Source organism: Streptomyces sp. NPDC006385, from assembly GCF_040612485.1.
Classification (GTDB): Bacteria; Actinomycetota; Actinomycetes; order Streptomycetales; family Streptomycetaceae; genus Streptomyces.
Window position 1 is genome coordinate 102268 of record NZ_JBEXQG010000018.1, and the last position, 26687, is coordinate 128954.

At 68.9% G+C, this 26687-nt stretch carries 19 protein-coding genes and 5 tRNA genes; 12 read left to right on the forward strand and 12 right to left on the reverse strand.

The features are described from left to right. Positions 1-29: 29 nt before the first annotated feature. A complete protein-coding gene (gene purM / locus ABZ078_RS16950) occupies positions 30-1136 on the forward strand; it encodes a phosphoribosylformylglycinamidine cyclo-ligase (protein ID WP_356575920.1) in 1107 nt (368 codons plus the stop codon). A 69-nt stretch (positions 1137-1205) separates the two neighbouring features. Here purM and ABZ078_RS16955 read toward each other — a convergent pair whose 3' ends face one another. Further along, the gene (locus tag ABZ078_RS16955) at positions 1206-1457 is read right to left on the reverse strand and encodes a DUF3073 domain-containing protein (RefSeq protein WP_356575922.1); all 252 of its coding nucleotides are present in this window, start codon (positions 1455-1457) and stop codon (positions 1206-1208) included. 314 nt (positions 1458-1771) lie between these two features. Then, positions 1772-2860, reverse strand: coding sequence for a Glu/Leu/Phe/Val dehydrogenase dimerization domain-containing protein (locus tag ABZ078_RS16960; protein WP_356575924.1), 1089 nt, complete (start codon positions 2858-2860; stop codon positions 1772-1774). Between the two features lie 220 nt (positions 2861-3080). Between ABZ078_RS16960 and ABZ078_RS16965 the strand changes: the two genes are divergently transcribed. Together ABZ078_RS16965 and bldC are read left to right on the forward strand one after the other, a co-directional pair. Beyond that, positions 3081-3923, forward strand: coding sequence for a hypothetical protein (locus tag ABZ078_RS16965; RefSeq protein ID WP_356575925.1), 843 nt, complete (start codon positions 3081-3083; stop codon positions 3921-3923). A gap of 575 nt (positions 3924-4498) precedes the next feature. Next, complete coding sequence (gene bldC, locus ABZ078_RS16970; RefSeq protein WP_003949541.1) at positions 4499-4705, forward strand: developmental transcriptional regulator BldC; 207 nt, start codon at positions 4499-4501, stop codon at positions 4703-4705. A 507-nt stretch (positions 4706-5212) separates the two neighbouring features. On the opposite strand, the gene ABZ078_RS16975 is transcribed toward bldC, so the two are convergent. The 7 genes from ABZ078_RS16975 to ABZ078_RS17005 form a co-directional block, all read right to left on the reverse strand. After that, positions 5213-5410, reverse strand: coding sequence for a DUF6274 family protein (locus ABZ078_RS16975; RefSeq protein ID WP_356575927.1), 198 nt, complete (start codon positions 5408-5410; stop codon positions 5213-5215). Between the two features lie 167 nt (positions 5411-5577). After that, positions 5578-5652: transfer RNA gene (locus ABZ078_RS16980), tRNA-Asp, on the reverse strand. A 94-nt stretch (positions 5653-5746) separates the two neighbouring features. Continuing rightward, positions 5747-9691, reverse strand: coding sequence for an ATP-dependent RNA helicase HrpA (gene hrpA, locus ABZ078_RS16985; protein WP_356575929.1), 3945 nt, complete (start codon positions 9689-9691; stop codon positions 5747-5749). A gap of 100 nt (positions 9692-9791) precedes the next feature. Continuing rightward, positions 9792-9865 (reverse strand) — tRNA-Phe (locus tag ABZ078_RS16990). 25 nt (positions 9866-9890) lie between these two features. Next, positions 9891-9965 (reverse strand) — tRNA-Asp (locus ABZ078_RS16995). 37 nt (positions 9966-10002) lie between these two features. Then, a tRNA-Glu gene (locus ABZ078_RS17000) sits at positions 10003-10075 on the reverse strand. Between the two features lie 80 nt (positions 10076-10155). Then, entirely contained in the window at positions 10156-11772 is a 1617-nt protein-coding gene (locus ABZ078_RS17005) for a metallophosphoesterase (protein ID WP_356575931.1), read from the reverse strand. 85 nt (positions 11773-11857) lie between these two features. Between ABZ078_RS17005 and ABZ078_RS17010 the strand changes: the two genes are divergently transcribed. The 4 genes from ABZ078_RS17010 (at position 11858) to ABZ078_RS17025 (ending at position 15774) form a co-directional block, all read left to right on the forward strand. Then, the gene (locus ABZ078_RS17010) at positions 11858-12208 is read left to right on the forward strand and encodes a metallopeptidase family protein (RefSeq protein ID WP_093911179.1); all 351 of its coding nucleotides are present in this window, start codon (positions 11858-11860) and stop codon (positions 12206-12208) included. Positions 12209-12463: 255 nt separating this feature from the next. Further along, the gene (locus ABZ078_RS17015) at positions 12464-12877 is read left to right on the forward strand and encodes a hypothetical protein (protein ID WP_356575933.1); all 414 of its coding nucleotides are present in this window, start codon (positions 12464-12466) and stop codon (positions 12875-12877) included. Between the two features lie 285 nt (positions 12878-13162). Further along, entirely contained in the window at positions 13163-15301 is a 2139-nt protein-coding gene (locus ABZ078_RS17020; protein ID WP_356575935.1) for a DEAD/DEAH box helicase, read from the forward strand. A 400-nt stretch (positions 15302-15701) separates the two neighbouring features. Next, a tRNA-Lys gene (locus ABZ078_RS17025) sits at positions 15702-15774 on the forward strand. Between the two features lie 120 nt (positions 15775-15894). Here ABZ078_RS17025 and ABZ078_RS17030 read toward each other — a convergent pair. Further along, positions 15895-17052 (reverse strand): ROK family protein, encoded by a 1158-nt coding sequence (locus ABZ078_RS17030; RefSeq protein WP_356575937.1) that lies wholly within the window; start codon positions 17050-17052, stop codon positions 15895-15897. Between the two features lie 179 nt (positions 17053-17231). Here ABZ078_RS17030 and ABZ078_RS17035 point away from each other — a divergent pair, with 179 nt between their 5' ends. The 5 genes from ABZ078_RS17035 to ABZ078_RS17055 all read left to right on the forward strand — a co-directional run bounded on the left by ABZ078_RS17035 (position 17232) and on the right by ABZ078_RS17055 (position 23829). Then, positions 17232-18947 (forward strand): glycoside hydrolase family 13 protein, encoded by a 1716-nt coding sequence (locus ABZ078_RS17035; protein ID WP_356575938.1) that lies wholly within the window; start codon positions 17232-17234, stop codon positions 18945-18947. A 12-nt stretch (positions 18948-18959) separates the two neighbouring features. After that, positions 18960-20249 (forward strand): extracellular solute-binding protein, encoded by a 1290-nt coding sequence (locus tag ABZ078_RS17040; RefSeq protein WP_356575940.1) that lies wholly within the window; start codon positions 18960-18962, stop codon positions 20247-20249. A gap of 24 nt (positions 20250-20273) precedes the next feature. Then, positions 20274-21209 (forward strand): sugar ABC transporter permease, encoded by a 936-nt coding sequence (locus tag ABZ078_RS17045; RefSeq protein WP_356575942.1) that lies wholly within the window; start codon positions 20274-20276, stop codon positions 21207-21209. Beyond that, the gene (locus ABZ078_RS17050; protein WP_356575943.1) at positions 21206-22087 is read left to right on the forward strand and encodes a carbohydrate ABC transporter permease; all 882 of its coding nucleotides are present in this window, start codon (positions 21206-21208) and stop codon (positions 22085-22087) included. The genes ABZ078_RS17045 and ABZ078_RS17050 overlap by 4 nt, the downstream gene beginning before the upstream one ends. Positions 22088-22185: 98 nt before the next feature. Continuing rightward, positions 22186-23829, forward strand: a complete 1644-nt coding sequence (locus tag ABZ078_RS17055; RefSeq protein ID WP_356575945.1) for an alpha-amylase family glycosyl hydrolase — start codon at positions 22186-22188, stop codon at positions 23827-23829. A gap of 280 nt (positions 23830-24109) precedes the next feature. Here the strand turns inward: ABZ078_RS17055 and ABZ078_RS17060 are convergent, their stop codons facing one another. Next, positions 24110-24541, reverse strand: coding sequence for a methyltransferase domain-containing protein (locus ABZ078_RS17060; protein ID WP_356575947.1), 432 nt, complete (start codon positions 24539-24541; stop codon positions 24110-24112). Between the two features lie 488 nt (positions 24542-25029). Next, positions 25030-26685 carry a glycoside hydrolase family 13 protein gene (locus ABZ078_RS17065; RefSeq protein WP_356575949.1) on the reverse strand — a complete coding sequence of 552 codons (1656 nt, stop codon included), beginning with the start codon at positions 26683-26685 and terminating at the stop codon, positions 25030-25032. Positions 26686-26687 lie beyond the last annotated feature (2 nt).

The following is a 26687-nucleotide window of genomic DNA, read 5'->3' on the forward strand; positions in this document are numbered from 1 at the left end:
GTAGAAACCAACCCGAAAGATCCCAGGCAATGTCTGCTGTGTCAGATCAGTCGCCTCCGGCGACGGGCACTACCGGTGCGTCCGGTGCTTCCTACGCGGCCGCCGGCGTCGACATCGAGGCGGGCGACCGCGCGGTCGAGCTGATGAAGGAGTGGGTGAAGAAGACCCAGCGCCCCGAGGTCCTCGGCGGCCTCGGCGGTTTCGCCGGCCTCTTCGACGCCTCCGCCCTCAAGCGCTACGAGCGTCCCCTCCTCGCCTCCGCCACCGACGGCGTCGGCACCAAGGTCGACATCGCGCGTCAGATGGGTGTCTACGACACCATCGGCCACGACCTGGTCGCCATGGTCATGGACGACATCGTGGTGTGCGGCGCCGAGCCGCTGTTCATGACCGACTACATCTGCGTCGGCAAGGTCCACCCCGAGCGTGTCGCCGCCATCGTCAAGGGCATCGCCGAGGGCTGTGTGCTGGCCGGCTGCGCCCTGGTCGGCGGCGAGACCGCCGAGCACCCGGGGCTGCTGGGCGAGGACGACTTCGACGTGGCCGGCGCCGGTACGGGCGTCGTGGAGGCCGACCGGCTGCTGGGCGCGGATCGCATCCGTAAGGGTGACGCGGTGATCGCCATGGCGGCATCCGGTCTTCACTCGAACGGGTACTCGCTGGTCCGCCACATCCTGCTGAACCAGGCCGGCCTCACCCTGGACACGCGGATCGACGAACTCGGCCGCACCCTCGGCGAGGAGCTGCTGGAGCCGACGAAGATCTACTCGCTGGACTGCCTGGCCCTCACCCGCACCACCGAGGTGCACGCCTTCAGCCATGTCACGGGCGGCGGTCTCGCGGCCAACCTGGCCCGGGTGATCCCCGACGGCCTGCACGCGATCGTCGACCGCACCACCTGGACCCCGGCCCCGGTCTTCGACCTCGTCGGCAGGACCGGTCAGGTCGAGCGCCTGGAGCTGGAGAAGACCCTGAACATGGGCGTCGGCATGATCGCGATCGTGCCGGAGGAGTCCACGGACGTGGCTCTCGCGACGCTGGCCGACCGAGGAGTGGACGCCTGGGTCGCGGGCGAGATCACGGACAGGGGCGACCACGAGACGGGCGCGGCCCTGATCGGTGACTACGCGAGCTGAGGCCCTGCGGGCAGCACAGAACCCGGTCGGTGACCGGAGTCACCGACCGGGTGAGTGCTCAGTGCAAGGTCAAGCGCCGCGACGTTGCTGCGAGGACTGGCCGTCCTCGTCCTCCTCGTCGTCGTCCTCATACAGGTCGGCGTACCGCGAATACAGGTCGTCGTCCTGCTCATCGTCCTCGAAGCGGTCGCCGTTCGGCGACTGGTTCGACGTCGATGCGCCCAGCTCCTCGGCCAGGCGTGAGAGGTCTGTCCCACCGCTGTTGTACTTCAGCTGGCGGGCGACCTTCGTCTGCTTGGCCTTGGCCCGGCCGCGCCCCATGGCTCGACCCCCTCAACGACGGGGCTCGACGGCCCCAGAGTCTGACACGCGTTCATGATCCGGAACGGACTCTCCATGGAGAGGCCGGTCCGTAGGGCTTCCACGGTACCTGAGCCCGCGCCCATACGGTACGTCGCCCGCAGCACGCGCGTGTGCACAGGACCTTCGAGGTGCCCCGTCCTCGCTGGTCAACCGCGATTTTAACCACTTATCGGCGGTCGACCCGCCGGTAGAAGTGAGAGTTCTCTCCACCTGCCCACCGGCGGGTACCGGTCAAACCCGTGTTAACCCGTGTTGTCGGTCGGCTGCCCGGTTCAGAGCGCCCCGCGCGCCTCCGCCATCCGCTGCTCGGCGATCCGGTCGGCCGCGGCGGCCGGCGGAATCCCGTCCGTCTTCGCACGTGCGAATATGGCCAGCGTGGTGTCGTAGATCTTCGCCGCCTTCGCCTTGCACCGGTCGAAGTCGAAGCCGTGCAGCTCGTCGGCGACCTGGATGACACCGCCGGCGTTCACCACGTAGTCCGGCGCGTAGAGGATCCCGCGGTCGGCGAGGTCCTTCTCGACGCCCGGGTGGGCGAGCTGGTTGTTGGCCGCGCCGCACACCACCTTGGCGGTCAGCACCGGCACGGTGTCGTCGTTCAGGGCCCCGCCGAGCGCGCACGGCGCGTAGACGTCGAGGTCCTCGACACGGATCAGGGACGCGGTGTCGGCGACGGCCCTCACCTCGCCCGGGTGCGCCGCGAGGATCCGGCCCACGGCCTCCTCCCGCACGTCCGTGATCACGACCTTGGCGCCCTCGGCCACCAGGTGCTCGACCAGGATGTGGCCGACCTTGCCGACGCCCGCGACGCCGACCGTGCGGCCCCGCAGCGACGGGTCGCCCCACAGGTGCTGCGCGGAGGCGCGCATGCCCTGGTAGACGCCGAACGCGGTGAGCACGGAGGAGTCGCCGGCGCCGCCGTTCTCCGGGGAGCGTCCGGTCGTCCAGCGGCACTCGCGCGCCACGACGTCCATGTCGGCGACGTACGTACCGACGTCGCAGGCGGTGACGTACCGGCCGCCCAGCGAAGCCACGAACCGGCCGTAGGCCAGCAGCAGCTCCTCGGTCTTGATCCGGTCCGGGTCGCCGATGATCACGGCTTTGCCGCCGCCGTGGTCGAGTCCGGCCATGGCGTTCTTGTACGACATCCCGCGCGCGAGGTTCAGCGCGTCGGCGACGGCCTCTTCCTCGGTCGCGTACGGGTAGAAGCGTGTACCGCCGAGGGCGGGGCCCAGAGCGGTGGAATGGATGGCGATGACGGCCTTGAGGCCGCTGGCGCGGTCCTGGCAGAGCACTACTTGCTCATGACCCCCCTGCTCCGAGTGGAACAGGGTGTGCAGGACGCCGTGTGTTACGTCGGTCACTGTGGTGACTCCTGAGTACGTGCGGCGATCGGAGCGAGCTCCCGTACGGGTGGCGGGGGCTGTGAGCATGAGATTAGACCCGTCGGCGCCCGCCGAACCCGCAGTGCTCAGGATCACCTACTCCTGGAGTACAGCCGTGCGACGATTTGCATAGTTTTCCCGCACGTTTGTGAGCGGGTTTCGCAGGTTTTCCTGGCAGACGGCGGGGGAGGGAGCAGGCGTGCCCAAGGTGTCCTCGGTGATCGTCCCGTACGCGACCTATCTGCGGGTGTACGAGCCGCTGGCCGCCTTCCCGGAGCCGGAGCGCGGTCACTGGGACCGCTACGCCCGCCGCGCCGACCGTCCCTCGTACCAGGACGAACTGCGCCGCTCCCTGGCCGACTTGCTGCCCACCCCGCCGGTCCCGGTGCCGGTGCACGAGAGCGGCGACGCCTTCGTGGCCGAGGTCGACGGGGTGCTGTGCGTGTGCCCGTGGCGCACCCGGCTGCGCGGCTGGCAGGCGCTCGGGGAGCTGGCGGACGAGCTGCCGAGGCCGGTCCTGGACGCGGCGCTGCCGGAGGTCGTACGGCGCCAGGCGGCCCAGGACTACGAGCGCTGGCTGGCCCGCAACCCGGACGCCCGGCCCTGGATCCGCACCTCGACCTGGCAGGTGCCGCTGCACTGGTTCGTGCTGGTGTCGGACGAGGAGCGGCGCTTCGAGAAGGGCTCGGGAGAGATCCCGCCGATGCTGCGCTACCGCACGCCGATGGTGCAGGCGCGGCGGCGGGTGGCGCGGGCCCTGCGGACGCTGAAGGACGCCATGGACGAGGGGCCGCTGATCGACGGCCTGGTGGACGTCGGGCGCTGGCTGGAGGAGTTCCACCCGCGCTCGCTGGTCGAGCTGGACTACGGCGGCCTGGTGCACACCCTGCCGGCCGGCGAGCTGGAGGACGACCACTCGGCGGCCGATGTGGCCGTCGGCATCGAGGCGCTGCGGCACGGCGACGGGGCTGCCGCGGGGGAGGCCTACGGGCGGCTCGTGGAGCGCTGGCGGTCGGTGCGGGACCGGCGGTCGGCGAACTGAGCGGTCCGGTGTGACGTCTCGCCGGGTCCGGTGTGATGTAGCGCACTGTGTGAGGTAACGAACTGGCGTTTGACGACACGCCCGTTTTGGGGTTTCGTGCTCGCTCTGGGGTTCTTGATGCTTCGTCAACAAGGGACGTAGGTCCCGATCCGGGCGTATGCATCAAGCGTGCCGCAACGCGCGTAAGCGTGACGGACCGCACGTACGCGGCCCTTGCGCCCCTAACCCCCCCTCGTGCCAAAATAGGACAAGGAGTCCGGGGAGGACTCTAGCTCGACATTGCACGCTTTGGGGGGTCTTGAGACTCCTGCACGCCACTGTGACTGATCGTCACAGTGGCGTGACTGTCCGCTATGGCATGGTCCATCGGCTTCCGTCGCTGATGAACACCTGGGAGGGCAATTCCATCGGTTTGGCCGACGCGGCTGGACAGATGGTGTAGTTGTAGTGCCGAGGACAAGCCGTTCGTCCTATAACCGACTCGACTCGCGTCCGCCATTTCGGGCAACGCGGGTCAAGGTGCAGAATTTAGAGGAAAGAACCGAGAAGGTTCGGTTCTCCCGAGGAGGCCGCTCATGACCGCTCGCACCCCTGATGCCGAGCCGCTGCTGACCCCGGCTGAGGTCGCCACCATGTTCCGCGTCGACCCCAAGACGGTCACGCGGTGGGCGAAGGCCGGGAAGCTTACGTCCATCCGTACGCTCGGCGGACACCGCCGCTACCGCGAGGCTGAGGTCCGCGCACTGCTCGCGGGCATCCCGCAGCAGCGCAGCGAGGCCTGAACAACTCCATAACCGGGCAAACCGGCAGTTCCCCCAACTCGCCGCGACGCCCGAACTCTAGCTCCAAGCGACGCGGGCTCTGCCCCAACAGAGCCCACGCCCAAGCCGATCAGAGCTCTGCAGGCACGCAACGAGGGTGCGTCGTGGATCGCGCTGGACTCCGCCGGGTCCAGCGCGATCTTTTTTTGTGTGCGGGATGTGTGCCGGCCGGTCGTCTGTGGGTGTACTCGTCGGCAGCCGGGGAGGGGTGCCGGATGTCCTGTGGACTCGCCCTGGACGGTCGCTGAGCGTGCACGGGGAGAGCACCGGAAGCTGGTGCAATTGCACATATTAAATTGACCAGTTGTAGGCGGGGTGTAAGTACCGCGCTTCCGGAAACTCATGCGGTGACACCCGTCACACACCCCGGCGCTTGTTGCCTCTGGCCCATGTGCGCTAAAGAGGCGTGAGGGTCTCAGCACCCCATCGCCGCAGGGGAGTTGACGTCCACGACGCTCACGCGGACGGTCACGCGGTGGAAGGGCTTTCCTCCCCGATGACCTCGCCTTCCGTCGCCTGAGCGGTGCGCGGGGCGGAGTCCAGCGCCAGCCGCAACAGGCGATGGCAGATCGGGCAGTGGCGGGTCAGATGCCGAGGGTAGGAGGAGGCGGCGGACAGGTGCGCGCGGAGCAACGCCCGCGTTTCGTGCCTAACCGATGCCGCCATACGCCACCTCCAGGGGCCACACGGGAAGGTGCCCTGGTTTGTGAGTACCGAGGGAATGTGACTCCGTCAAGGTGGCGGGAGGCCCCGCCGGAGAGCGGACCGAGGCATGGAGAAGGGCATGAAGAAGGCCCGCGCCCCTCGCGGGATGCGGGCCCTTCTCTCTACTGCGGTCCTGACGGGATTTGAACCCGCGGCCTCCACCTTGACAGGGTGGCGAGCACTCCAAACTGCTCCACAGGACCAGATTTCGCCGCGCCATTCGTGCGTTGCGCTGCGAGAAGAGACTCTACAGGAGGGTGAGCCCGCTGGTCGAACTCACCCGACGTACACGTCCCGTCACGGGGCCAGCGCGTCGATCGCCTTCACGATCCGCTTGTCCGAGACCGGGTACGCCGTGCCGAGCGCGTGGGCGAAGTAGCTGACCCGGAGCTCCTCCAGCATCCAGCGGACGTCCAGGACCTGCTGCGGGACCGGACGGCCCTGCGGCATCTGCTCCAGCAGCCAGGCGTACTCGTCCTGCATCTCGTGGACCTTCTCCATACGCGTCGTGTCCCGCTGGACGTTCGTCGGCATCTGCTGGAGCCGGCGGTCCACCGCGATCAGGTACCGCATGAGATCCGGGAGCCGCCGCAGGCCCGCCTCCGTCACGAAACCCGGCCTCACAAGGGCGTCCAGCTGCCTGCGCACGTCCGTGAGGTTCGCGAGGAGGGCAGGGCTGCCCACCGCCTTCAGACGGCGCTCAGCGGCCTGCCAGGCGGCCAGGACCTGCTGCACCTGCGCCACCGTACGGACCGTCGTGTCGACGATCTCGGCACGCACCTTGTCGTACAGCTTGCGGTATGACTCCTCGTCCCACGCCGGGCCCCCGAAGTCACCGATCAGCTTGTCCGCCGCCGCCATCGCGCAGTCGTCGAAGAGAGCCTGCATCGAGCCGTGCGGGTTGGCCGACAACGCCAGCTTCTGGGCGTTCGTCAGGCGATCGCTCGCGAACTTCGCCGGATTCACCGGGATGTTGCGCAGAATCAGGCGACGCGTGCCCTTCCACATCGCCTGCTGCTGCTCCGCCTCCGTGTCGAAGAGACGGACCGACACCGTGTCACCGTCGTCCACCAGCGCCGGGTACGCCTTCACCGGCTGACCCGCGCGGCGCGTCTCGAAGACACGCGTGAGCGAGCCGATCGTCCAGTCCGTCAGCCCCTTGCGCTCCAGTGACTCCCCGCCCTGACGGGACGCGGTGGCCGCAGCGGCCTGTGAGAGGGCCTTGCGCGCCTTCGGCTTCAGACGCAGCCGCAGAGCCTCCAGGTCCTTGTCCTCGGCGAGCTTGCGGCGCCGCTCGTCGACGACCCGGAACGTGACGCGCAGATGGTCGGGGACCTTCGACCAGTCGAAGTCGTCCGCGGTGAACGGCACCCCGACCATGCGCTTCAACTCACGTGCCATCGTCACCGTCAACGGCTCCTGCAAGGGCACCGCCCGCTCCAGGAACGCCTTCGCGAAGTTCGGCGCCGGCACGTAGTTACGGCGGATCGGCTTCGGCAGCGAACGGATCAGCTCCGTCACCAACTCCTCACGCAGACCCGGAATCTGCCAGTCGAAACCCTCGTCCGTGACCTGGTTGAGCACCTGCAGCGGGATATGGACCGTCACACCGTCCGCGTCCGCACCCGGCTCGAACTGGTACGTCACCCGGAACTTCAACGGCCCCTGCCGCCAGGAATCCGGATAGTCCGCCTTCGTGACCGCCTCGGCCGACTCCCGGATGAGCATCTCGCGCTCGAAGTCCAGAAAGTCCGGCTGCTCATGCCGCTTGCGCTTCCACCACGAGTCGAAATGAGCCCCGGACACGACATGCTCGGGGATCTTCTGGTCGTAGAAGTCGAACAGCGTCTCGTCGTCCACGACGATGTCCCGGCGCCGCGCCCGGTGCTCCAACTCCTCCACCTCGCTGAGGAGTCTGCGGTTGTCGGCGAAGAACTTGTGATGCGTACGCCAGTCACCCTCGACCAGGGCGTTGCGGATGAACAGCTCTCGGCTGGCCTCCGGGTCGATACGGCCGTAGTTCACCTTGCGCTGCGCGATGATCGGGACGCCGTACAGCGTCACCTTCTCGTACGCCATCACCGCCGCCTGGTCCTTCTCCCAGTGCGGCTCCGAATACGTGCGCTTGAGCAGGTGCTCGGCGAGCGGCTCGACCCACTCCGGCTCGATCCTCGCGTTCACACGGGCCCACAGGCGCGAGGTCTCGACGAGTTCGGCGGACATCACGAAGCGCGGAGGCTTCTTGAAGAGAGCCGAGCCCGGGAAGATCGCGAACTTGGCGTTCCGGGCGCCCAGGTACTCGTTCTTCGCGCCGTCCTTCACGTCCTTCATGCCGATGTGCGACAGGAGTCCCGCGAGGAGAGAGACGTGGATACGGTCGGCCGGAGCGTCCTCCTCGTCGAGGTGGATGCCCATCTGCTTGGCCACCGTACGCAACTGCGTGTAGATGTCCTGCCACTCGCGGATGCGCAGGAAATTCAGATACTCCTGCTTGCACATCCGCCGGAACGACGACGAGCCGCGCTCCTTCTGCTGCTCACGGACATACCGCCACAGGTTGAGGTAGGCGAGGAAGTCGCTCGTCTCGTCCTTGAAGCGGGCGTGCTGCTGATCGGCCTGAGCCTGCTTGTCGGCCGGACGCTCGCGCGGATCCTGGATGGAGAGCGCGGCCGCTATGACCATGACCTCACGGACACAACCGTTCCGGTCCGCCTCCAGGACCATGCGGGCCAGACGCGGGTCCACGGGCAGCTGGGCGAGCTTGCGGCCGGTGTCCGTCAGCCGCTTGCGCACGTCCTTCTGCGTCGGATCCAGTGCGCCCAGCTCCTGCAGGAGCTGCACGCCGTCACGGATGTTGCGGTGGTCCGGCGGATCGATGAACGGGAACTTCTCGATCTCGCCGAGACCGGCCGCCGTCATCTGGAGGATCACCGACGCCAGGTTCGTACGGAGGATCTCCGCGTCCGTGAACTCCGGACGGGCGAGGAAGTCCTCCTCCGAGTACAGCCGGATACAGACACCGTCGCTGGTCCGGCCACAACGGCCCTTGCGCTGGTTGGCGCTCGCCTGCGAGATCGGCTCGATCGGGAGCCGCTGCACCTTCGTGCGATGGCTGTAGCGACTGATCCGGGCAAAACCGGGATCGATGACGTACTTGATGCCCGGGACCGTCAGCGACGTCTCCGCGACGTTGGTCGCCAGAACGATCCTGCGCCCGGTGTGCGGCTGGAACACACGGTGCTGCTCCGCATGGGAGAGACGGGCGTACAGCGGAAGGATCTCGGTGAACCGGTACTGCTTCTTCGTGAGCGCGTCCGCCGTGTCCCGGATCTCCCGCTCACCGGAGAGAAAGACCAGGATGTCACCCTTGCCCTCGCCCATCAGCTCCTCGACGGCGTCCGTGATCGCGGTGATCTGATCGCGGTCGGCGTCGTCGGAGTCCTCCTCCAGGAGCGGGCGATACCGCACCTCCACCGGGTACGTACGCCCGCTGACCTCGATGATCGGCGCGTCACCGAAGTGCCGGGAGAAACGCTCGGGATCGATGGTCGCGGACGTGATCACGACCTTCAGATCCGGCCGCCTCGGCAGCAACTGGGCCAGATAGCCGAGCAGGAAGTCGATGTTCAGAGACCGCTCGTGGGCCTCGTCGATGATGATCGTGTCGTACGCGCGCAGCTCACGGTCGGTCTGGATCTCGGCGAGCAGGATGCCGTCCGTCATGAGCTTGATGAACGTCGCGTCCGGATTCACCTGGTCGGTGAAACGCACCTTCCAGCCGACGGACTCACCAAGCGGGGTGTCCAGCTCCTCCGCCACCCGCTCGGCGACCGTACGCGCGGCGATCCGACGCGGCTGGGTGTGCCCGATCATGCCGCGCACGCCACGCCCGAGCTCAAGACAGATCTTCGGGATCTGCGTGGTCTTCCCGGACCCGGTCTCACCGGCGACGATCACCACCTGGTGGTCACGGATCGCCGCCGCGATGTCGTCCTTCTTCTGACTGACGGGCAACTGCTCGGGATACGTGACGTCGGGCACACGGCCGCGCCGGGTGGCCATGCGCTCCTCGCCCTTCGCGACCTCCGCCTCGATCTCGGCAAGCACAGCGGCACGTGCCTCCGGCTTACGGATCTTGCGCGCACCTTCGAGCCGCCGACCGAGCCGTTGCGCATCGCGCAGCGAGAGCTCGGTCAGACGGGAGGCGAGGGCGCCGAGGGCGGGAGCAGGGTGCGTAGACATACGCGATCCAGGATCTCATCCCACCGAAATCCCTGGCGAACGCTTTTGCCTCAGACAGCGGCAAGGCCCCGATCCGAAGATCGGGGCCTTGCCGCGACTGTGGCTGGGGCCGGGGTCGAACCGGCGACCTATCGCTTTTCAGGCGATCGCTCGTACCAACTGAGCTACCCAGCCGTCAAGGCTTTTTGCAAAGCCTCAGCGGTCCTGACGGGATTTGAACCCGCGGCCTCCACCTTGACAGGGTGGCGAGCACTCCAAACTGCTCCACAGGACCAAGCGTTGTGTACGACAGTGTCGCACACGGTGTTGCGTGCCCCCAACGGGATTCGAACCCGTGCTACCGCCTTGAAAGGGCGGCGTCCTAGGCCGCTAGACGATGAGGGCTATCGGCCCGCCTGGGCGCTTCTCAGCGCGTCGGGGACGTGAGAAGCATATGGGATGGCGGGAGGTATCGCCAAAACGGTTTACGGCGAGGGGCTGGGCGTGGGGGTCGGGGAGTCGGTGGCGCCCGGTTGGTTCTCCTCGGCCAGGTGGCGCCTCACCTCCGCTGTCGTGAGGCCGAGGCCGCCCAGTTCGATCTCGTCCCAGGCCTGGAGGCGGCGGGTGTCGCGGTCGAAGTAGAGGATCGAGGTCTGGATGGGGTCGGGGTGTTTGCCCTCGACGGCGCGCAGGCCGCTGCCGCCGGTGGAGCCCTCGACGCGCAGGCGGGTGCCGTAGGGGAGGAGTTCCATCTCCTGGCGGTGGATGTGGCCGGCCAGGACGAGGGGGACCTCGCCGTCGGTCTGGCGGGCGGCCACCGGCTCGTGGGCGATGGCGACGTCCACGGGGGTGCCGGCGGTCTTCTGGTCGCGCAGGGAGGTGGCCAGGCGGGCGCCGGCCAGTTCGTTGGCCGCGTCGCCGCCGGGGACCTGGGTGCGGTCGGGGGTGAACTGGGGGTCGCCGATGCCGGCGAAGCGCAGGCCGGCGACGGTCTTGGCCTTGCCGTCGTCCAGGACGTGGACGTTCTTGAGGCGTTCGAGGTAGCGCTGGGTCGTGCGGGAGTCGTGGTTGCCGCGGACCCAGACGTAGGGGGCGCCGAGGTCCTCGATGGGGTCGAGGAAGCCGTTCTCGGCGGCGGTGCCGTGGTCCATGGTGTCGCCGGAGTCGACGATCACGTTGACCTTGTACTGGTCGACGAGCGAGGCGATGATCTTCCAGCTCGCCGGGTTGAGGTGGATGTCGGAGACGTGCAGGACGCGGATGGTGCTCGGGTCGGGTGCGTAGGCGGGGAGCGTGGAGGTGGCGTCGTAGAGCTTGGTCACGTTGGTGACCAGGCGGGCCAACTCCTTTTGGTAGACGTCGAATTCGGTGACGATGCTGCGTGCGTTGCCGACGAGGGAGGGTGCCGAGGAGAGCAGTCCTGAGAACTTCGGTTCGAGGACCGAATCGGGGTTCCAGGTCGCGTATGCGGTGCCGCCGGAGGCGGCGAGGAGGGTGAGCGCCAGGCCGCCGGCCGCGAGGGCGCGGCGGGGTCGGCGGTAGACGGCGAGGCCGAGGGCGGTGGCGCCGGTGACGACGGCGACGCAGCTGCGTACGGCGAGGTCTCGGGTGCCGTGGGTGACGTCCCGGGTGACTTCGTCCTGGAGGCCGGAGAGGCGTTCGGGGCGGTCGACGAGGGCCTGGGCGCGTTCGGGGTCGAGCTGGTCGACGTTGACGTCCAGGCGGACGGGGGCGGTGTGGCTGTCGAGTTGGAGTGCGCCGAGCGGGGACACGTTGATCTTTGTGCCGCCGGTGAGGGAGGGGCGCAGGGTCATCGTGGTGTTCATGGGGCCGACGGGGACGCGGACGTTGCCGACGATCAGCAGGCCGAGCCAGGTGCCGACGACGACGACGGTGAGCAGGCTGAGGGCAGATTTGAGGCGCCGGCGCGGAGCGCCGTCGAGTAGGGCGGTGGTGGGCGACGGGCGGGCCCAGGGGTGGGGCTGGGTGACGAGTTCGGGGGTGGGGTGCGGGCGCCGGGTGGTGAAGCGGTGGGCGAGGGCGCGCGAGGCCCTGGGGAGGTGACCGAGGGCTTTCAGGACTGCGGCGGGGACGCGGGCCATTGGTCCCGTATGCCCAAGTGCGGGGGTGGATATGCGGGGCCGTTGGCGGCTCCTTCGCGGTGGGGTCGTACCGGACAATGGGTCTGTGCTGGAGATGACGCGCGAGGAGTTCGAGGAACTGGTCGCTGAGGCGCTCGACCGGATTCCGCCGGAATTGACGCGGCTGATGGACAACGTCGCGGTGTTTGTGGAGGACGAGCCGCCTGCGGACGATCCTGAGCTGCTCGGGTTGTACGAGGGGACTCCGCTGACGGAGCGCGGGGAGTGGTACGCGGGGGTGCTGCCGGATCGGATCACGATCTATCGGGGGCCGACGCTGCGGATGTGTGAGTCGCGGGAGGAGGTCGTCGAGGAGACCGAGGTGACGGTGGTGCATGAGATCGCGCATCACTTCGGGATCGACGACGCGCGGTTGCATGCGCTGGGGTATGGGTGAGTATGAGCGGGTGCTCGTAGGGGTGTGATGCGCGGTCTGTCGCGGGGCGCGTGTCCTCTTGTGGGCGGCGGGAGTTGGGCAGGTTGACTTCTTCGCCCGCCCTTGGAGGTGGCTTCCGTGCGCCCCTTGTACGTACCTGTCCGTCTGGCCGCCGCGGTCGTGGCGGTGGCTGCTGCCGCCGGCTGTATGAGCGTGGGTGATGACGGCGGAGGGGATGGCGCGAGGCCGTCGCCGTCCGTGGGGCAACGGGGTGGTGTGGCGCCCGACGGTGGGGCGGCGGTGTCGGGTGGTGGGTCCGGGGTCGGGGCGCATGCGGAGGGTGGCGAGCGGCAGCGGGAGAAGGACGGCAAGGGCAAGGGCAAGGGCAAGGAGAAGGAGCGGGCCGGGAGGTCGGCGTCTCCGTCCGTCTCGCCGTCCGCGGAGGTGAGCGCGTCCGTTCCTGCGGGGGGCGGGCCGGGGCGGCCGGGGCAGAGCGCGAAGCCGGGGCCGACGCGTCCGGCGGAGCCGACGCCCACCCGGACGCCGGATCCGCAGCCGACGCCGACGGAGCAGCCGACGTCGGTCTCGCCGACGCCTACGCAGGCCGAGCCGTCGTCGTCGGCGCATGAGGAGACGGGGCCGCAGCTGGCCCAGCGTGAGCCGGCTCCGGCTGCGGGGGCGCCGGCGTGAGTCGGGACCGGTCGGGTCGGCGGGGGCCGCGGGGGTAGGGCCGGCGGGGGTGTGGGGGTGGTGGCAAGTGACGTTGCCTACACGGGTGGCGGTCGGTTTGCCTTGGGGGGCTGTGGGTGCGTATGGTGGTAGATCGTTTGATCCCATTTGCCCGGCGCCACTGCAGAGCGCGCCGTGTGGCGCGTACTCTCCCTTGCCGTGGCTGACCGCATTGAGGCGGTCGTATTGCGAATCACGGAGTTGACGGGCGCGTGCCGACGAGACTCCGGAAGGTTTCGCATACGCATGTCCATTTCCAGTACTGATCACGTCGTCGTGCCCGAGGACGCGGAGAACGCGGCCGTCGAGGACGCGCCCGAGGTGACCTTCGCGGACCTCGGTCTCCCCGAGGGCGTCGTCCGCAAGCTCGCGCAGAACGGCGTGACCACTCCCTTCCCGATCCAGGCGGCGACCATCCCGGACGCCCTGGCCGGCAAGGACATCCTCGGCCGTGGCCGTACCGGCTCCGGCAAGACCCTCTCCTTCGGTCTGCCGACGCTGGCCCGCCTGTCCGGTGGCCGTACCGAGAAGCACAAGCCGCGCGCCGTCATCCTCACCCCGACCCGTGAACTCGCGATGCAGGTCGCGGACGCGCTCCAGCCGTACGGCGACCAGCTCGGCCTGAAGATGAAGGTCGTCTGCGGCGGTACGTCGATGGGGAACCAGATCTACGCCCTGGAGCGCGGCGTGGACGTCCTCGTGGCCACCCCCGGCCGTCTCCGCGACATCATCAACCGCGGTGCCTGCTCCCTGGAGGACGTCGAGGTCGCCGTGCTCGACGAGGCCGACCAGATGTCCGACCTGGGCTTCCTGCCCGAGGTGACCGAGCTGCTCGACCAGGTTCCGCCGGGCGGCCAGCGGATGCTGTTCTCCGCGACGATGGAGAACGAGATCAAGACCCTCGTCGACCGGTACCTGAAGGACCCGGTCCTGCACGAGGTCGACGCGGCGCAGGGTGCGGTGACGACCATGTCGCACCACATCCTGATCGTGAAGCCGAAGGACAAGGCGCCGGTCACGGCGGCGATCGCCTCCCGCAAGGGGCGGACGATCATCTTCGTGCGGACCCAGCTGGGTGCCGACCGTGTCGCCGAGCAGCTGCGTGACGCCGGTGTGAAGGCGGACGCGCTGCACGGCGGTATGACGCAGGGCGCGCGGACGCGGACGCTGGCCGACTTCAAGGACGGGTACGTCAATGTGCTCGTCGCGACGGATGTGGCGGCGCGGGGTATCCACGTGGACGGCATCGACCTCGTGCTGAACGTCGACCCGGCCGGGGACCACAAGGACTACCTGCACCGGGCGGGGCGTACGGCGCGTGCCGGCCGTACCGGCACGGTGGTGTCGCTGTCGTTGCCGCACCAGCGCCGCCAGATCTTCCGGCTGATGGAGGACGCGGGCGTCGACGCCGGGCGTCACATCATCCAGGGCGGTGCCGCCTTCGACCCGGAGGTCGCCGAGATCACCGGCGCCCGTTCCATGACCGAGGTGCAGGCGGAGTCGGCGGGCAACGCCGCTCAGCAGGCCGAGCGTGAGGTGGCTCAGCTGACCAAGCAGCTGGAGCGGGCGCAGCGGCGTGCCGTGGAGCTGCGTGAGGAGGCCGACCGGCTCGTCGCCCGTGTGGCGCGGGAGCGCGGTGAGGACCCGGAGGCCGCGGTGGCCGAGGCGCAGGCGGCGTCGGTCGAGGCCGTCGAGGTGGCCGTGCCCGAGCAGCCGGTGGCGCAGGACGTCGACAAGGCGGAGGCTCCGGCGTACGAGCGTCGTGAGCGTCGGGACAGCGACCGTGGCGGCTTCCGTCGCGATGACCGTCGGGATGACCGGGGTGGGCGTTCCTTCGAGCGTCGGGACAACGACCGCGGTGGGTTCAACCGTGACCGTGGGGACCGTGGGTTCGAGCGTCGGGACAACGACCGTGGCGGCTTCCGTCGGGATGACCGTCGCGATGACCGTCGGGATGACCGGGGTGGGCGTTCCTTCGAGCGTCGGGACAACGACCGCGGTGGGTTCAACCGTGACCGTGGGGACCGTGGGTTCGAGCGTCGGGACAACGACCGTGGCGGCTTCCGCCGCGATGACCGTCGGGACGACCGCGGTGGCCGTTCCTTCGACCGTGACCGTGGTGGGCGTTCCTTCGAGCGCCGGGACGACCGGGGTGGGTTCCGCCGGGACGACCGGCCGGCCGGTCGTCCCTTCGAGCGCCGGGATGAGCGCGGTGGGCACCGCGGCAGCGACCGCCCCTTCAACCGCGACCGCCGCGACGACCGTCCGGGCTTCCGCTCCGGCGGTCACGAGCGCCCGTACGGCCGTCGTGACGACCACCGTGGCGGCACTTCCGGCTCCTTCGGGCGCCGCGAGGACAAGCCGCGCTGGAAGCGCAACGGCTGATCCAGTCACACCGGCTGACGCCGTTTGACCGTTTGACCGCTTGACCACCGTTTGACCGATTGATCGGTTGACCGTTTGGCCGATTGCCCCGGGAAGGGCCCGCACGATGTCTTCGTGCGGGCCCTTCCGGCGTCGGTCGCACTGACTTTGGTGAGCCTTGCCGCCGTTGGCGCGGGTTCACTGACCACCGTCGGCAACCTCTACCGCAACAACGGTGACGGCAACGGTTCGTTCGGGCCGTGGGTGCGGATCCCGACCGGGTGGCAGGGGCGCAAGGGGATCTTCCAGCCGTGTGAGGGCGCGTTCCGCGGGCCTGCGCCACCGCCGACGCGGCCGTGACCCCGATACCCGATCGGCGACGCGGCCGTGTCCGGCTATGCTCGTGGTGGCAACATCGCCTGGGCCCTTAGCTCAATTGGCAGAGCAGTGGACTTTTAATCCATTGGTTGTGGGTTCGAGTCCCACAGGGCCTACCGGTGGCAGGCGGGGGATACTCCCTCTGACCTGCTACGCAGCGTCCGGGTCGGCTTCGGCTGGCTCGGGCGCTGACTCGTTTTCGGGGCCGTGCGTGAGCGGATGTGCCGGACGAGCCGTCAGGACGGGTGGGCAGGAGCGGGCACCGGGTGCGCGTGCGGCAGTTCGATCTCGAGTGCCTGCTCCCGGACGTGATCGAGAGCGCGCCGGACGGCGCCGATCGAGACGGCTTCGTCGCCGAGTTCGGATGCGGAGACGACAGGGAGAGGAGGGTGGACGTACAGCGGCAGGTCTCGTTCGATGGTCCGCAGGATCCCCGCATACGACCCTGAGAGAGCGCCGGCCAGCACGATCCGGTCCGTGTCGAGAAGTACGGCGAGGGTGCTGACGATCCTCGCGCACCTCGCGCCGAGCCGTTCGACGACATCGGTCGCGAGGGGGTCGGCGGCGGCCGCCGCCGCGAAGACGGCCTCGGCGTCGATGTCCTCCGGGGCGAGCTCGCGCAGGCTCGATGTGGGATGCGTCTTGGGATCGCGCACCGCTTCCCGGGCCCACTCGCGGCTCAGCGCACCGATTCCCGTGGGAGATCCCACCCCCTCCACCAGATCGAGGAACCTCATCTCGCCGGCGCCCCCGCGGACCCCGCGCAGGAGCCGGCCTTCCTCCACGATGCCCGCGCCGAGCGCCTCGCCGGTGAGCAGTGTCACGAAGTTCCTGAGGCCTCGGCCGGCACCCCGCCAACCCTCCGCGAGCGCCGCGAGGTTGGCGTCGTTGTCGACGAGAGTGGTCCAGCCGTGGCGATGGGCCAGGTACTCGACGATGTTCGGGTTCATCCGCTCCCAGAAGGGGTTGGCCGTCCCCACCGTCCGTCCGTCGACGTCCACGGGCGCAGGCACTCCCACTGCCACGGCAAGTACCTGCGAGGCCGCCAGCGCTGCCTTCTCCAGCGCCCCGAGGACGGTCCGATCGAGCACGTCGAGGCGCTCCTCGGCCGAGTGCTCGGTGCTGGAGAAGGCGCTGTCGTGGCGGGTGAGGGTCCGTCCCCGCAGGTCCGTGACCGTGGCCATGGCCATGTCCTGGCCGCAGTCGACACCCACCAGTACGCCGGCCATGGGCTGGAAGCAGTAGCGGCGCGCCGGCCGGCCCAGTCGGTAGTCACCGTGCTCGCGCTGGTTCTCCACCTCATGGATCCAGCCGCGGTGCGCGAGGTCCTCACAGACGTCGTGGACGGTCGCCCGGGTAAGGCCCGTCGAGGCCATCAGGTCCGACCCCGTCACGGGACCGGAGTCCCACATGTCATGGAGTACGGCTCGGAGGTTCGCCTCCCGGATCTGCCGTGTCGAGGTGGACGACTTTTTCCCAGACAACCCCTTGACCCCCCTTGGCTCGCCTCTTAGCTTACATCCGGGAAATAAATCTAGTTCCTATATTTAATCCTCGGTGAAAGGGCCTGCCGATGACGGAGGCAGCTGCGGGAGTGCTCGGGGAGGTGCTCGACGCGGAGTTCCGCGCGTCGAGTGCGTCACGGACGGAAGCGGACGCCTGGTGGCGGCAGGCCGTCGTGTACCAGATCTATCCGCGCAGCTTCGCCGACGCCAACGGTGACGGCATCGGCGACCTCCCGGGGATCGCCTCTCGAGTGGGCTATCTGCGCGACCTCGGCGTGGACGCGGTCTGGCTCAGCCCTTTCTATCCCTCGGCGCTCGCCGACGGCGGATACGACGTGGACGACTACCGGGACGTCGACCCGCGCATCGGCACGCTCGACCAGTTCGACACTCTCGTCGCCGCGCTGCACTCCGCGGGGATCCGCGTGATCGTCGACATCGTCCCGAACCACACGTCCAACCGGCATGTGTGGTTCCGCGAAGCTCTGGCCGCCGGGCCCGGCTCGGAGGCCCGTGACCGCTACGTCTTCCGACGGGGCAGTGGCCCGGACGGCGAGGAGCCGCCGACCGACTGGACCGCCGCGTTCGGCGGGCCGGCCTGGGAACCGGTGGGGGACGGCGACTGGTACCTGCACCTCTTCGCCCCCGAGCAGCCTGACCTCAACTGGGCCAACCCCGAGGTGCGCGCCGACTTCCTGACGACACTGCGCTTCTGGGCCGACCGCGGCGTCGACGGCTTCCGCGTGGACGTGGCCCACATGCTCGCCAAGGACCTCTCCGAGCCGCTGCCCGGCCAGGACCAGCTCCGGGCCGACGGCCTGCCCGACGGGACACACCGTCTGGAGGACCGCGACGAAGTCCACGAGATCTACCGCGAATGGCGAGCGGTCTTCGACGAGTACGATCCGCCGCGCACCGCGGTCGCGGAGGCATGGGTCCCCGCTCACCGCCGGCCCCGCTACGCCTCGCCCGACGGGCTCGGCCAGGCTTTCAACTTCGACCTGCTGCGGGCTGAGTGGGACGCCGTCACGTTCCGCCGGATCATCGCGGAGAACCTGGAGCTGGCCCGGGTCTCCGGCACGTCGTCCACGTGGGTCTTCTCCAACCACGACGTCGTACGGCACCCGACACGCTACGCCCTGCCGAACGGCACCGACCTGCGCTCATGGCTGCTCAGCGGCGGCCTGGACCCGAGGCCCGACACGGAAAAGGGGCTCCGGCGCGCTCGTGCCGCCACGCTGCTCGCACTCGCTCTGCCGGGATCGAGCTACCTCTACCAGGGCGAGGAACTGGGTCTGTTCGAGGTGGCCGACCTGCCCGAGGAAGCCCTTCAGGACCCCACCTGGAAGCGGTCCAAGGGCACCGAACGGGGGAGGGACGGCTGCCGCATGCCCCTGCCGTGGACGGCGGCGGGCCCGTCGTTCGGGTTCGGACAGGGCGTGGCGCATCTGCCCCAGCCGGCCGCGTTCGCCGAGCGCTCCGTGGAGGGCCAGGAGGCCGATCCCGGATCGACCCTGTCGTTCTACCGGCACGCCCTCGCCGAGCGGCGACGGCTTCAGACGGCCGAGTCGCTGACCTGGGTCGATGACAGGACGGACGTCGTGCACTTCCGCCGCCCGGGCGGGTGGACCTGCGTCACCAATTTCGGCACGTCCCCGGCACCGCTTCCGCAGGGGCGCCTGGTCATCGCCAGCGGTCCCGTCGTCGGCGCGCAGCTCCCGCCGGACACGACCGCGTGGCTGGAGCCGGCAGCGGCGGACGCCCACCCGGACGTCATGAACTGAGGAGCACGGCCCATGCGCACGACGACGATGTCACAGCGATCGTTTCCCCGCCGCACCTTCCTCCTCGGCAGCCTCGCGGCCGCCACGTCCGGGGGTGCTCTGCTCGCGAGGCGCGGATCCTCCGCAGACGGAAGGACCACGATCCGCTTCCTGCAGAACAAGCCCGAGGTCGTCACCTACTTCGCCAAGCTGGTCGCCGACTTCAACGCCTCGCAGTCAGAGGTCCACGTCATACACGACACGACGCCCACGGCGCTCACCCCCCAGTTCGTGCGGGGGACACCGCCCGACCTGGCCTGCTACTACTACAGCCTCGAAGCGTCCAGATTCCTGGAACGCGGCGCGCTGTCGAACCTCGCGGGCCTTGCGGACGCCAGGCGCATCGATCCCGGTGTCCAGGACCTCGTGGCGCAGTACGCGCAGTACAAGTCCCAGACCAGTGTGCTGCCCTACTCCATCACCGCCGCGGGCGTCATCTACAACAAGGACCTCTTCGAGAGGTTCGGGGTGTCCGTCCCGCGGACGTGGAGCGAACTGCTGGCCGCCTGCCGCACTTTCAAGCGCAAGGGCATCGTGCCCGTCGTACAGACCTTCAAGACCACGTGGACGATCTCGCAGGGTCTCTTCGACTACGTGTCCGGCAGCGCTGTCGACGTCGCTGGCTTCTTCCGCAGGCTCCAGGCTCTGGGACCGGACGCCGGCCGGAACGCCGAGGTGTCCTTCAGCAAGGATTTCCCGGACGCCGTCGAGAAGATGCTCGCGCTCCTGGACTACACCAACCGCGATGCCCCCAGCCGGGGCTACGCCGACGGCAACGTCGCCTTCGCGCGGGGCGATGCCGCGATGTATCTCCAAGGGCCGTGGGCCATGGGCGAGATCGCGAAGATCAACCCGAAGGTGAGACTGGGCACCTTCGCCATGCCGGGAACCGAGAACCCGGACGACACCAAGGTGCGGGTGAACCTCGACCAGGCCCTGTGGATTCCGAACGCCTCCTCGAAACAGGACGCGGCCCGGACGTTCCTCCACTACCTCATGCGACCGGAGGTGATGGACACCTACAACGCGAAGAACCTCGCCTGGTCCACCACCAAGAACGCGCCGAAGACGAAGGACGAGCGGGTCTCCGGGCTCCAGCCCTACGTGGACGCGGCCCGGTTCTATCAGGGCGCGGGCACCTACTTCCCGGGCGGCATACCCGTTCTGAACTACCTGCAGGAACTCGTGCTCAGCCGGAACGCCAAGGCGTTTTTGACCCAGCTCGACGACGACTGGGCCCGGTACGCCCAGCGCAATGCCTGACGTGGCGACCGGGAGGAGACAACCATGAGTCTGACGGCGGTCAAGGAAGCAGGTCCCAGCACAGTCACCGCGCCGCCGGGCCCGGGGAAGGTACGGCGCCGCAAGGCTGAGCGGACCTATTACCTGATGCTCGTGCCCGCGGTCCTGCTGTTCACCCTGTTCATCACGGTGCCCGGCCTGGTGGGCATGTTCTACAGCCTGACCAACTACGCGGGCTACGGCGACTGGACGTTCATCGGCATCCGGAACTACACGTCGATGTTCGGCGACCCCCGGATCCTCGACTCCTACTGGTTCACGATCTGGTTCTCGGTCGTCACGACGGTCGTGGTGAACGTCCTCGCCCTGTTGCTGGCCCTGGGCCTCAACGGCCGCATCAAGTGGAAGACGGGGCTGCGCGGGATCTACTTCATCCCGATGGTGATCTCCGGCATCGTCATCGCCTACGTCTTCAACTACCTCTTCTCCAACGCCGTCCCGCAGTTCGCGGCCCAACTCGGCTGGACCGCCGGGGAGACCAGCATCCTCGCCAACGAGGACTGGGCCTGGCTGGCCATCGTCATCGTCACGGCATGGCAGGCCGTCCCGGGCGCCGTCATCATCTACCTCGCCGGCCTCATGGCGATCCCGAACGACATCTACGAGGCGGCCCAGCTGGACGGCGCGGGCGCCTGGCGCCGGTTCCGCAGCATCACCTTCCCGCTGCTCTTCGGGTACGTGATCATCAACACGATCCTGGGGTTCAAGGGGTTCCTCAACGCCTACGACATCATCATCGCGCTCACGGGCGGCGGCCCCGGCACGGCGACCATGAGCGTCGCCATGACCATCTTCAACGGCTTCTCCGACGGCGACTACGCCTTCCAGATGGCCAACGCCGTCGTCTTCTTCGTCTTCACCGTCCTGGTCTCCCTGCTTCAGCTGCTCTTCGTGCGCAACCGTGAGGTGAACCTGTCATGACAGCGATCGATCCCACGGTGACCGCCCGTGCGGCGGAGGCCATCAAGGCACCGAAGGAGAGATACCGGGTCAGCTGGTTCCAGACCACGCTTCTGGTTCTGGGCACCCTGGTGGTGCTCGTCCCGCTCTACTTCGCCGTCTCCATGGCGCTGAAGTCCGACCGACAGGCGGCGTCGGGCTCAGGCTTCGCCTGGCCGGCACCGATCGAACTGGGCAACTTCAAGACCGCGTGGGAACTCACGGACTTCCCGAGAGCCTTCGGCATCTCCCTGACCGTCACCGCCATAGCGGTCGTCGGCCAGCTGATCGTGTCCTCGCTCGCGTCGTATGCCATCGCGCGCAACTGGAACCGCAGGCTGTTCAAGTGGTCCTACTTCTACCTGCTGGCCGCGATGTTCATCCCGTTCCCGGTCGTGGCGCTGCCGCAGGTGAAGCTGACGTCCCTGGCGGGCCTGGACAACCCGTTCGGCGTCGCCGTGCTGCACATCCTGTTCGCGATGTCGTTCAACGTCCTTCTCTACACCGCGTTCCTGCGCTCGATCCCGCACGAACTGGAGGAGAGCGCACGCATGGACGGCTGCACCACGTGGCAGGTGTTCTGGAAGCTGATCCTTCCTCTGCTGGCCCCGATGAACGCGACGGTCGGCATCTTCGCCTTCCTCTCCTCGTGGAACGACTTCATGATGCCGTCGCTGATCATCAGTGACCCCTCGCTCCAGACCATCCCGGTCGTGCAGAACATCTTCCAGTTGAAGTTCGCCTCGAACTACAACGTCGCCTTCGCCTCCTACCTGATGGCCATGGCACCGACGCTCATCGCCTACCTGTTCGCCCAGCGCTGGGTCATGTCGGGCGTCACCCGCGGCGCCATCAAATAGTCGACCCCGCCGCACCGCACCGCCCCGGGCCGTCTCGACCCGACTGCCCCAACTGCCCCAACTGCCCTGGATCCGCCGACCACTTCAGGAGTTCCTTCATGTCGCACACCCCGCCCGACTGGTGGAAGAACGCGGTCATCTACCAGATCTATCCCCGCAGTTTCGCCGACACGGACGGGGACGGCGTGGGCAACATCGCCGGCATCACCTCACGGGTGCCGTACCTCTCCCGGCTGGGCGTCGACGCGGTCTGGCTGAGCCCGTTCTACCCGTCCGCACTGGCCGACGGCGGATACGACGTCGACGACTACCGCGACGTCGACCCGCGCCTCGGCACGCTCCAGGACTTCGACGCCATGGTGGAGGCCCTGCACGGGGCCGGCATCAAGGTCGTCGTCGACATCGTGCCCAACCACACCTCGGACCGGCACGAATGGTTCCGGGCGGCCCTCGCGGCAGGGCGCGACTCGCGCGAACGCCGACGCTACATCTTCCGGGACGGTCTGGGCCCCGAGGGCGAACTGCCGCCCAACGACTGGGAGTCGCTATTCGGCGGACCGGCCTGGGAGCCGGTCGGCGACGGGCAGTGGTACTTCCACCTCTTCGCCAAGGAGCAGCCGGACCTCAACTGGGACGACGACGAGGTCCGGGACGACTTCCTGAGGACCCTGCGCTTCTGGTCCGACCGGGGCGTCGACGGCTTCCGGGTCGATGTCGCACACGGCCTGGTCAAGGACATGTCCGAACCGTTCGCTCCCTGGACGGAGGTGGCCGAGGCCGGCCGGACGGACGGCTCGCACCCCCTGTGGGACCGTGACGCGGTCCACGAGGTCTACGCGGAATGGCGCCGCGTCTTCAACGAGTACGACCCCCCGCGTTTCGCCGTTGCGGAGGCAGGCGTCCATCCGTCGCGCCGCGCCCGGTACGCCTCCGCGGACGGCCTCGGCCAGGCGTTCAACTTCGAGATGCAGGAGGCCGGCTGGCGCTCGGCGGACTTCCACAAGGCCATCGACTCGGGGCTGCAGCAGACGTACCAGCACGGGTCGACCACGACCTGGCTCCTCGGCTGCCACGACGCGCCCCGGGTGGCCACCCGCTACGGGCTGCCCGAGGACCCGGAGCGTACGACGATGGACGCCGCGAGGCAGTGGCTGCTGACGGACGGCACGACGCCCACCCTCGACCGCGCTCTCGGTGAGCGACGGGCCCGGGCCGCGGCCCTGGTGACCCTGGCCCTCCCCGGCTCGACCTACATCTACCAGGGCGAGGAGCTGGGGCTCCACGAAGTGGGAGATCTGCCGCCCGAGGTCCTGGAGGACCCGATAGCGACCCGGTCCGGCGGTCGCGAGAAGGGCCGCGACGGCTGCCGCGTGCCGCTCCCGTGGTCGGCCGAAGGGCCCTCCTTCGGCTTCGGCCCCGGGCCGGCGCGGCCGCCGCAGCCCTCGTGGTTCGGGCATTACGCCGTCTCGGTCCAGGCGGAGGACCCGGACTCCACGCTGACCCTGTACCGCCGGGCCATGGAATTGCGCACCGCCCTGAACACCGGTGCGGACTTCGAGTGGATAGAGTCCGGCCCGGCGGATGTCCTCCACTTCCGGCGCCCCGGCGAGTGGCACTGCGTCACCAACTTCGGAACGGAGCCTGTGGTCCTTCCCGAGGGTGAAGTCCTGCTGAGCAGCGCACCTCTCGAAGCGGGCCGTCTTCCGCAGGACGCGACGGCGTGGCTGCGGGTCTCCCACTGATCGACGTGGAACTCGCGTCCTGATCATCGTCGAGATGCCGGGCGGTCTCTCCGCAGACCGCCCGGCATCAAACGCTCTGGTGCTTCCTGCCGCGGTGCGGCGACCTTCGAGCTCATGAGGGTGGGCCAAGACGGTCCTACATGCTGAGGCGGACCTGGTCATCAGCCTGCCGTGCGTGAGCGATGCGTGTGGGTTCGAGTCCCACAGGGCCTACAACGGAGCCCCAGTTCAGACCGCATCCGGACTGGGGCTCGTGGCGTTTTTGGGGCCTTGGGGATCGTTAGCCGGCCCGCTGCCGGCCCGAGTGCAAACGATCAAGACACGGAGCGGCCCCGGTCGGGACACAGCTACCGACCGGGGCCGCTGTCAGACGCGGGCGGACACGATCAGCGTTCCGACCGTGCGCCGTCCCGGAGGCGCAGCCGGCCCCGGCACCTCGCCCCACCGTTGACCGGCCGCACGCAGCTGCACGGGGCACATCCACGCCGACGGCCCGCATGCCGAGCGAGGCCAGGTGGACCGCGTTGCCGCCCTTGCCACAGCCCAAGTCCAGGACGCGCCCGCCTGCGGGCAGGTCGAGCAGTTCTGCGCCCGGGCCGTGGTCTTCGTACTGGGTCCAGTTGAACCAGGTCGTCTCGCCTCGGGAGTTGACCGGCCGGCGTTCGGACCGCTGCCGTGAGTAGGTGTCCCAGGCGATTGCCGTAACTGTCACCTGGTGCTCCGCTCATAGGGTCAGCCGCCCGGTTGTGACACCGGACGGCTGGAGTGTCTTACCGGGGATGCGGGGTTGTCAGCCGCTCTTGGGCTGTCGTGGCATCCGGCGTGGCACTGGTTGCACTCGGCGGTCGAGTTCCACAGTTCGGTGTCGACCGTGTACCCAGCGGCCTGGATGGCGCGCATGGCCCGCTTGGCGATGGAGCCCGCCGGCCCCACTTGCGCACGGGGCACAGGGCGGACGGGGGTCTGGGGGGGGGGGGCGCCGCGGCACAGTTGGGGCAGGAGTTAGACCTCGATGTCGAGGACGTGGACGCCACTGCTGCCGCGCGCGGGTCCGACCATCCGCCCGGCGAGTACACCCAGCACGAGGCGGCGTACCGCTCGTGTGGGTTCGAGTACCACGGGGCCTACCGGCAGCGGGCGGGGCATATGGCCTCTGGCCTGCTACGCAGCGCCTGAGTCGCGTTGATGGCGGCGGTGGGTTCAGGCGTGTGCCGGGATCGTCCATGCCGTGGTGTCGGGGGCGAGCATGTCGTCCTCCACGGGGCCGCTGGCCAGCAGTACGGGGGCGGCGGTCGGCAGGGGGAGAGGATGGTCGGAGAGGTTGACGCGGCATTCGAGTCCTCCCTTGCGGAAGGCGAGTTCGCCCTCACGGGAATGCAGCCAGGCGAACGTCTCGTCCCCGCGGAAGCGTCCGCGCAGGGACAGGGCCGCCCGGTACAGCTCCAGGAAGGAGCCGGGCCGTCCTCGCTGGGCCTCGACGGCGTGGTCGCCCCAGTGGTCCGGCTGTGGCAGCCAGCTGCCGGCCGGGCCGAATCCGTACGAGGTCCCGGAGCGGGTCCATGGCAGGGGTACGCGGCAGCCGTCGCGTCCCTTGACGGTGTGTCCGGTCCGTTCCCACATGGGGTCGCGCAGCGCTTGCGGCGGCAGGTCGGCGACCTCGGGCAGGCCGAGCTCCTCGCCCTGGTAGAGGTAGGCGCTGCCGGGCAGGGCGAGGGCCAGCAGAGCGGCGGCCCGGGCGCGGCGGCCGCCCAGTGTGTCGTCGGCGGCGGGGGCGGTGCCGTCGGTGGCCAGCCAGGCGGTGAGGTCGGTGTCCTGCGGCAGGCCGTAGCGGCTGCGGTGGCGTACGACGTCATGGTTGGAGAGGACCCAGGTGGGCAGGGTGCCGACCGCGTGGGCGTCGGTCAGCGAGGTGTTGATGACCTTCCGCAGGTCGTCGGCGGTCCAGGGACAGCGCAGGAAGAAGAAGTTGAATGCCTGGTGGAGTTCGTCCGGGCGGGTGTAGAGCGGCAGCCGGGCCGCGCTGACGCCCGCCTCCGCGACGGCGATGCGGGGTGGCTCGTAGCTGTCGATGATCTTCCGCCAGGCACGGTAGATCTCGTGTACCTCGTCGCGGTCCCAGAAGGGGTGGTCGTCGCCCTGGGGCGGTGAGTTGAGAGGGGCGGCGTCCCATCCGGCGGTGTTCCGCAGAGGGGGTGCCAGGTCCTTGCGCAGGCCGTGGGCGACGTCGACGCGGAATCCGTCGACTCCGAGGTCGAGCCAGAACCGGAGGGTGTCCTGGAAGTCGGCGAGGACCTCGTCGTTCTCCCAGTTCAGGTCGGGCTGCTCGGCGGAGAAGATGTGCATGTACCACTGGCCGTCGGGTACGCGCGTCCAGGCACCGCCGCCGAACTTGGACTGCCAGTCGGCGGGCGGCAGGCTCCCGTCGGGGCCTTGTCCGTCGCGGAATATGAAACGGTCCCTGGCCCGTGAACCGGGCGGGGAAGCCAGCGCCTCGACGAACCAGGGGTGTTGGTCGGAGCAGTGGTTGGGGACGATGTCGACGATCAGCTTGAGGCGGAGCGCATGGGCCCGGGCGACCAGTTCGCGGAAGTCGTCGAGGGTGCCGTGGCGGGGATCGACGTCGCGGTAGTCCGACACGTCGTAGCCGCCGTCGGCCCAGGGTGAGGGGTAGAACGGGGTGAGCCAGAGCGCGTCGACGCCGAGGTCGGCGAGGTGGTCCAGCCGGTCGGTGACTCCGCGCAGGTCGCCGATTCCGTCGCCGTCGGAGTCGGCGAAGCTCGGGACGTACACCTGGTAGACGACGGCTTCGCGCCACCAGGCGGCGGGTCCTGACGGGGTGGGGGGTGTCTGGGTCACGG

Bases quoted from the DNA above. Each gene is read 5' to 3' on its own strand.
- purM (WP_356575920.1), top strand. From the start codon at position 30: ATGTCTGCTGTGTCAGATCAGTCGCCTCCGGCGACGGGCACTACCGGT.
- ABZ078_RS16955 (WP_356575922.1), bottom strand. From the start codon at position 1,457: ATGGGGCGCGGCCGGGCCAAGGCCAAGCAGACGAAGGTCGCCCGCCAG.
- bldC (WP_003949541.1), top strand. From the start codon at position 4,499: ATGACCGCTCGCACCCCTGATGCCGAGCCGCTGCTGACCCCGGCTGAG.
- ABZ078_RS16975 (WP_356575927.1), bottom strand. From the start codon at position 5,410: ATGGCGGCATCGGTTAGGCACGAAACGCGGGCGTTGCTCCGCGCGCAC.
- hrpA (WP_356575929.1), bottom strand. From the start codon at position 9,691: ATGTCTACGCACCCTGCTCCCGCCCTCGGCGCCCTCGCCTCCCGTCTG.
- ABZ078_RS17005 (WP_356575931.1), bottom strand. From the start codon at position 11,772: ATGGCCCGCGTCCCCGCCGCAGTCCTGAAAGCCCTCGGTCACCTCCCC.
- ABZ078_RS17020 (WP_356575935.1), top strand. From the start codon at position 13,163: ATGTCCATTTCCAGTACTGATCACGTCGTCGTGCCCGAGGACGCGGAG.
- ABZ078_RS17035 (WP_356575938.1), top strand. From the start codon at position 17,232: ATGACGGAGGCAGCTGCGGGAGTGCTCGGGGAGGTGCTCGACGCGGAG.
- ABZ078_RS17040 (WP_356575940.1), top strand. From the start codon at position 18,960: ATGCGCACGACGACGATGTCACAGCGATCGTTTCCCCGCCGCACCTTC.
- ABZ078_RS17045 (WP_356575942.1), top strand. From the start codon at position 20,274: ATGAGTCTGACGGCGGTCAAGGAAGCAGGTCCCAGCACAGTCACCGCG.
- ABZ078_RS17050 (WP_356575943.1), top strand. From the start codon at position 21,206: ATGACAGCGATCGATCCCACGGTGACCGCCCGTGCGGCGGAGGCCATC.
- ABZ078_RS17055 (WP_356575945.1), top strand. From the start codon at position 22,186: ATGTCGCACACCCCGCCCGACTGGTGGAAGAACGCGGTCATCTACCAG.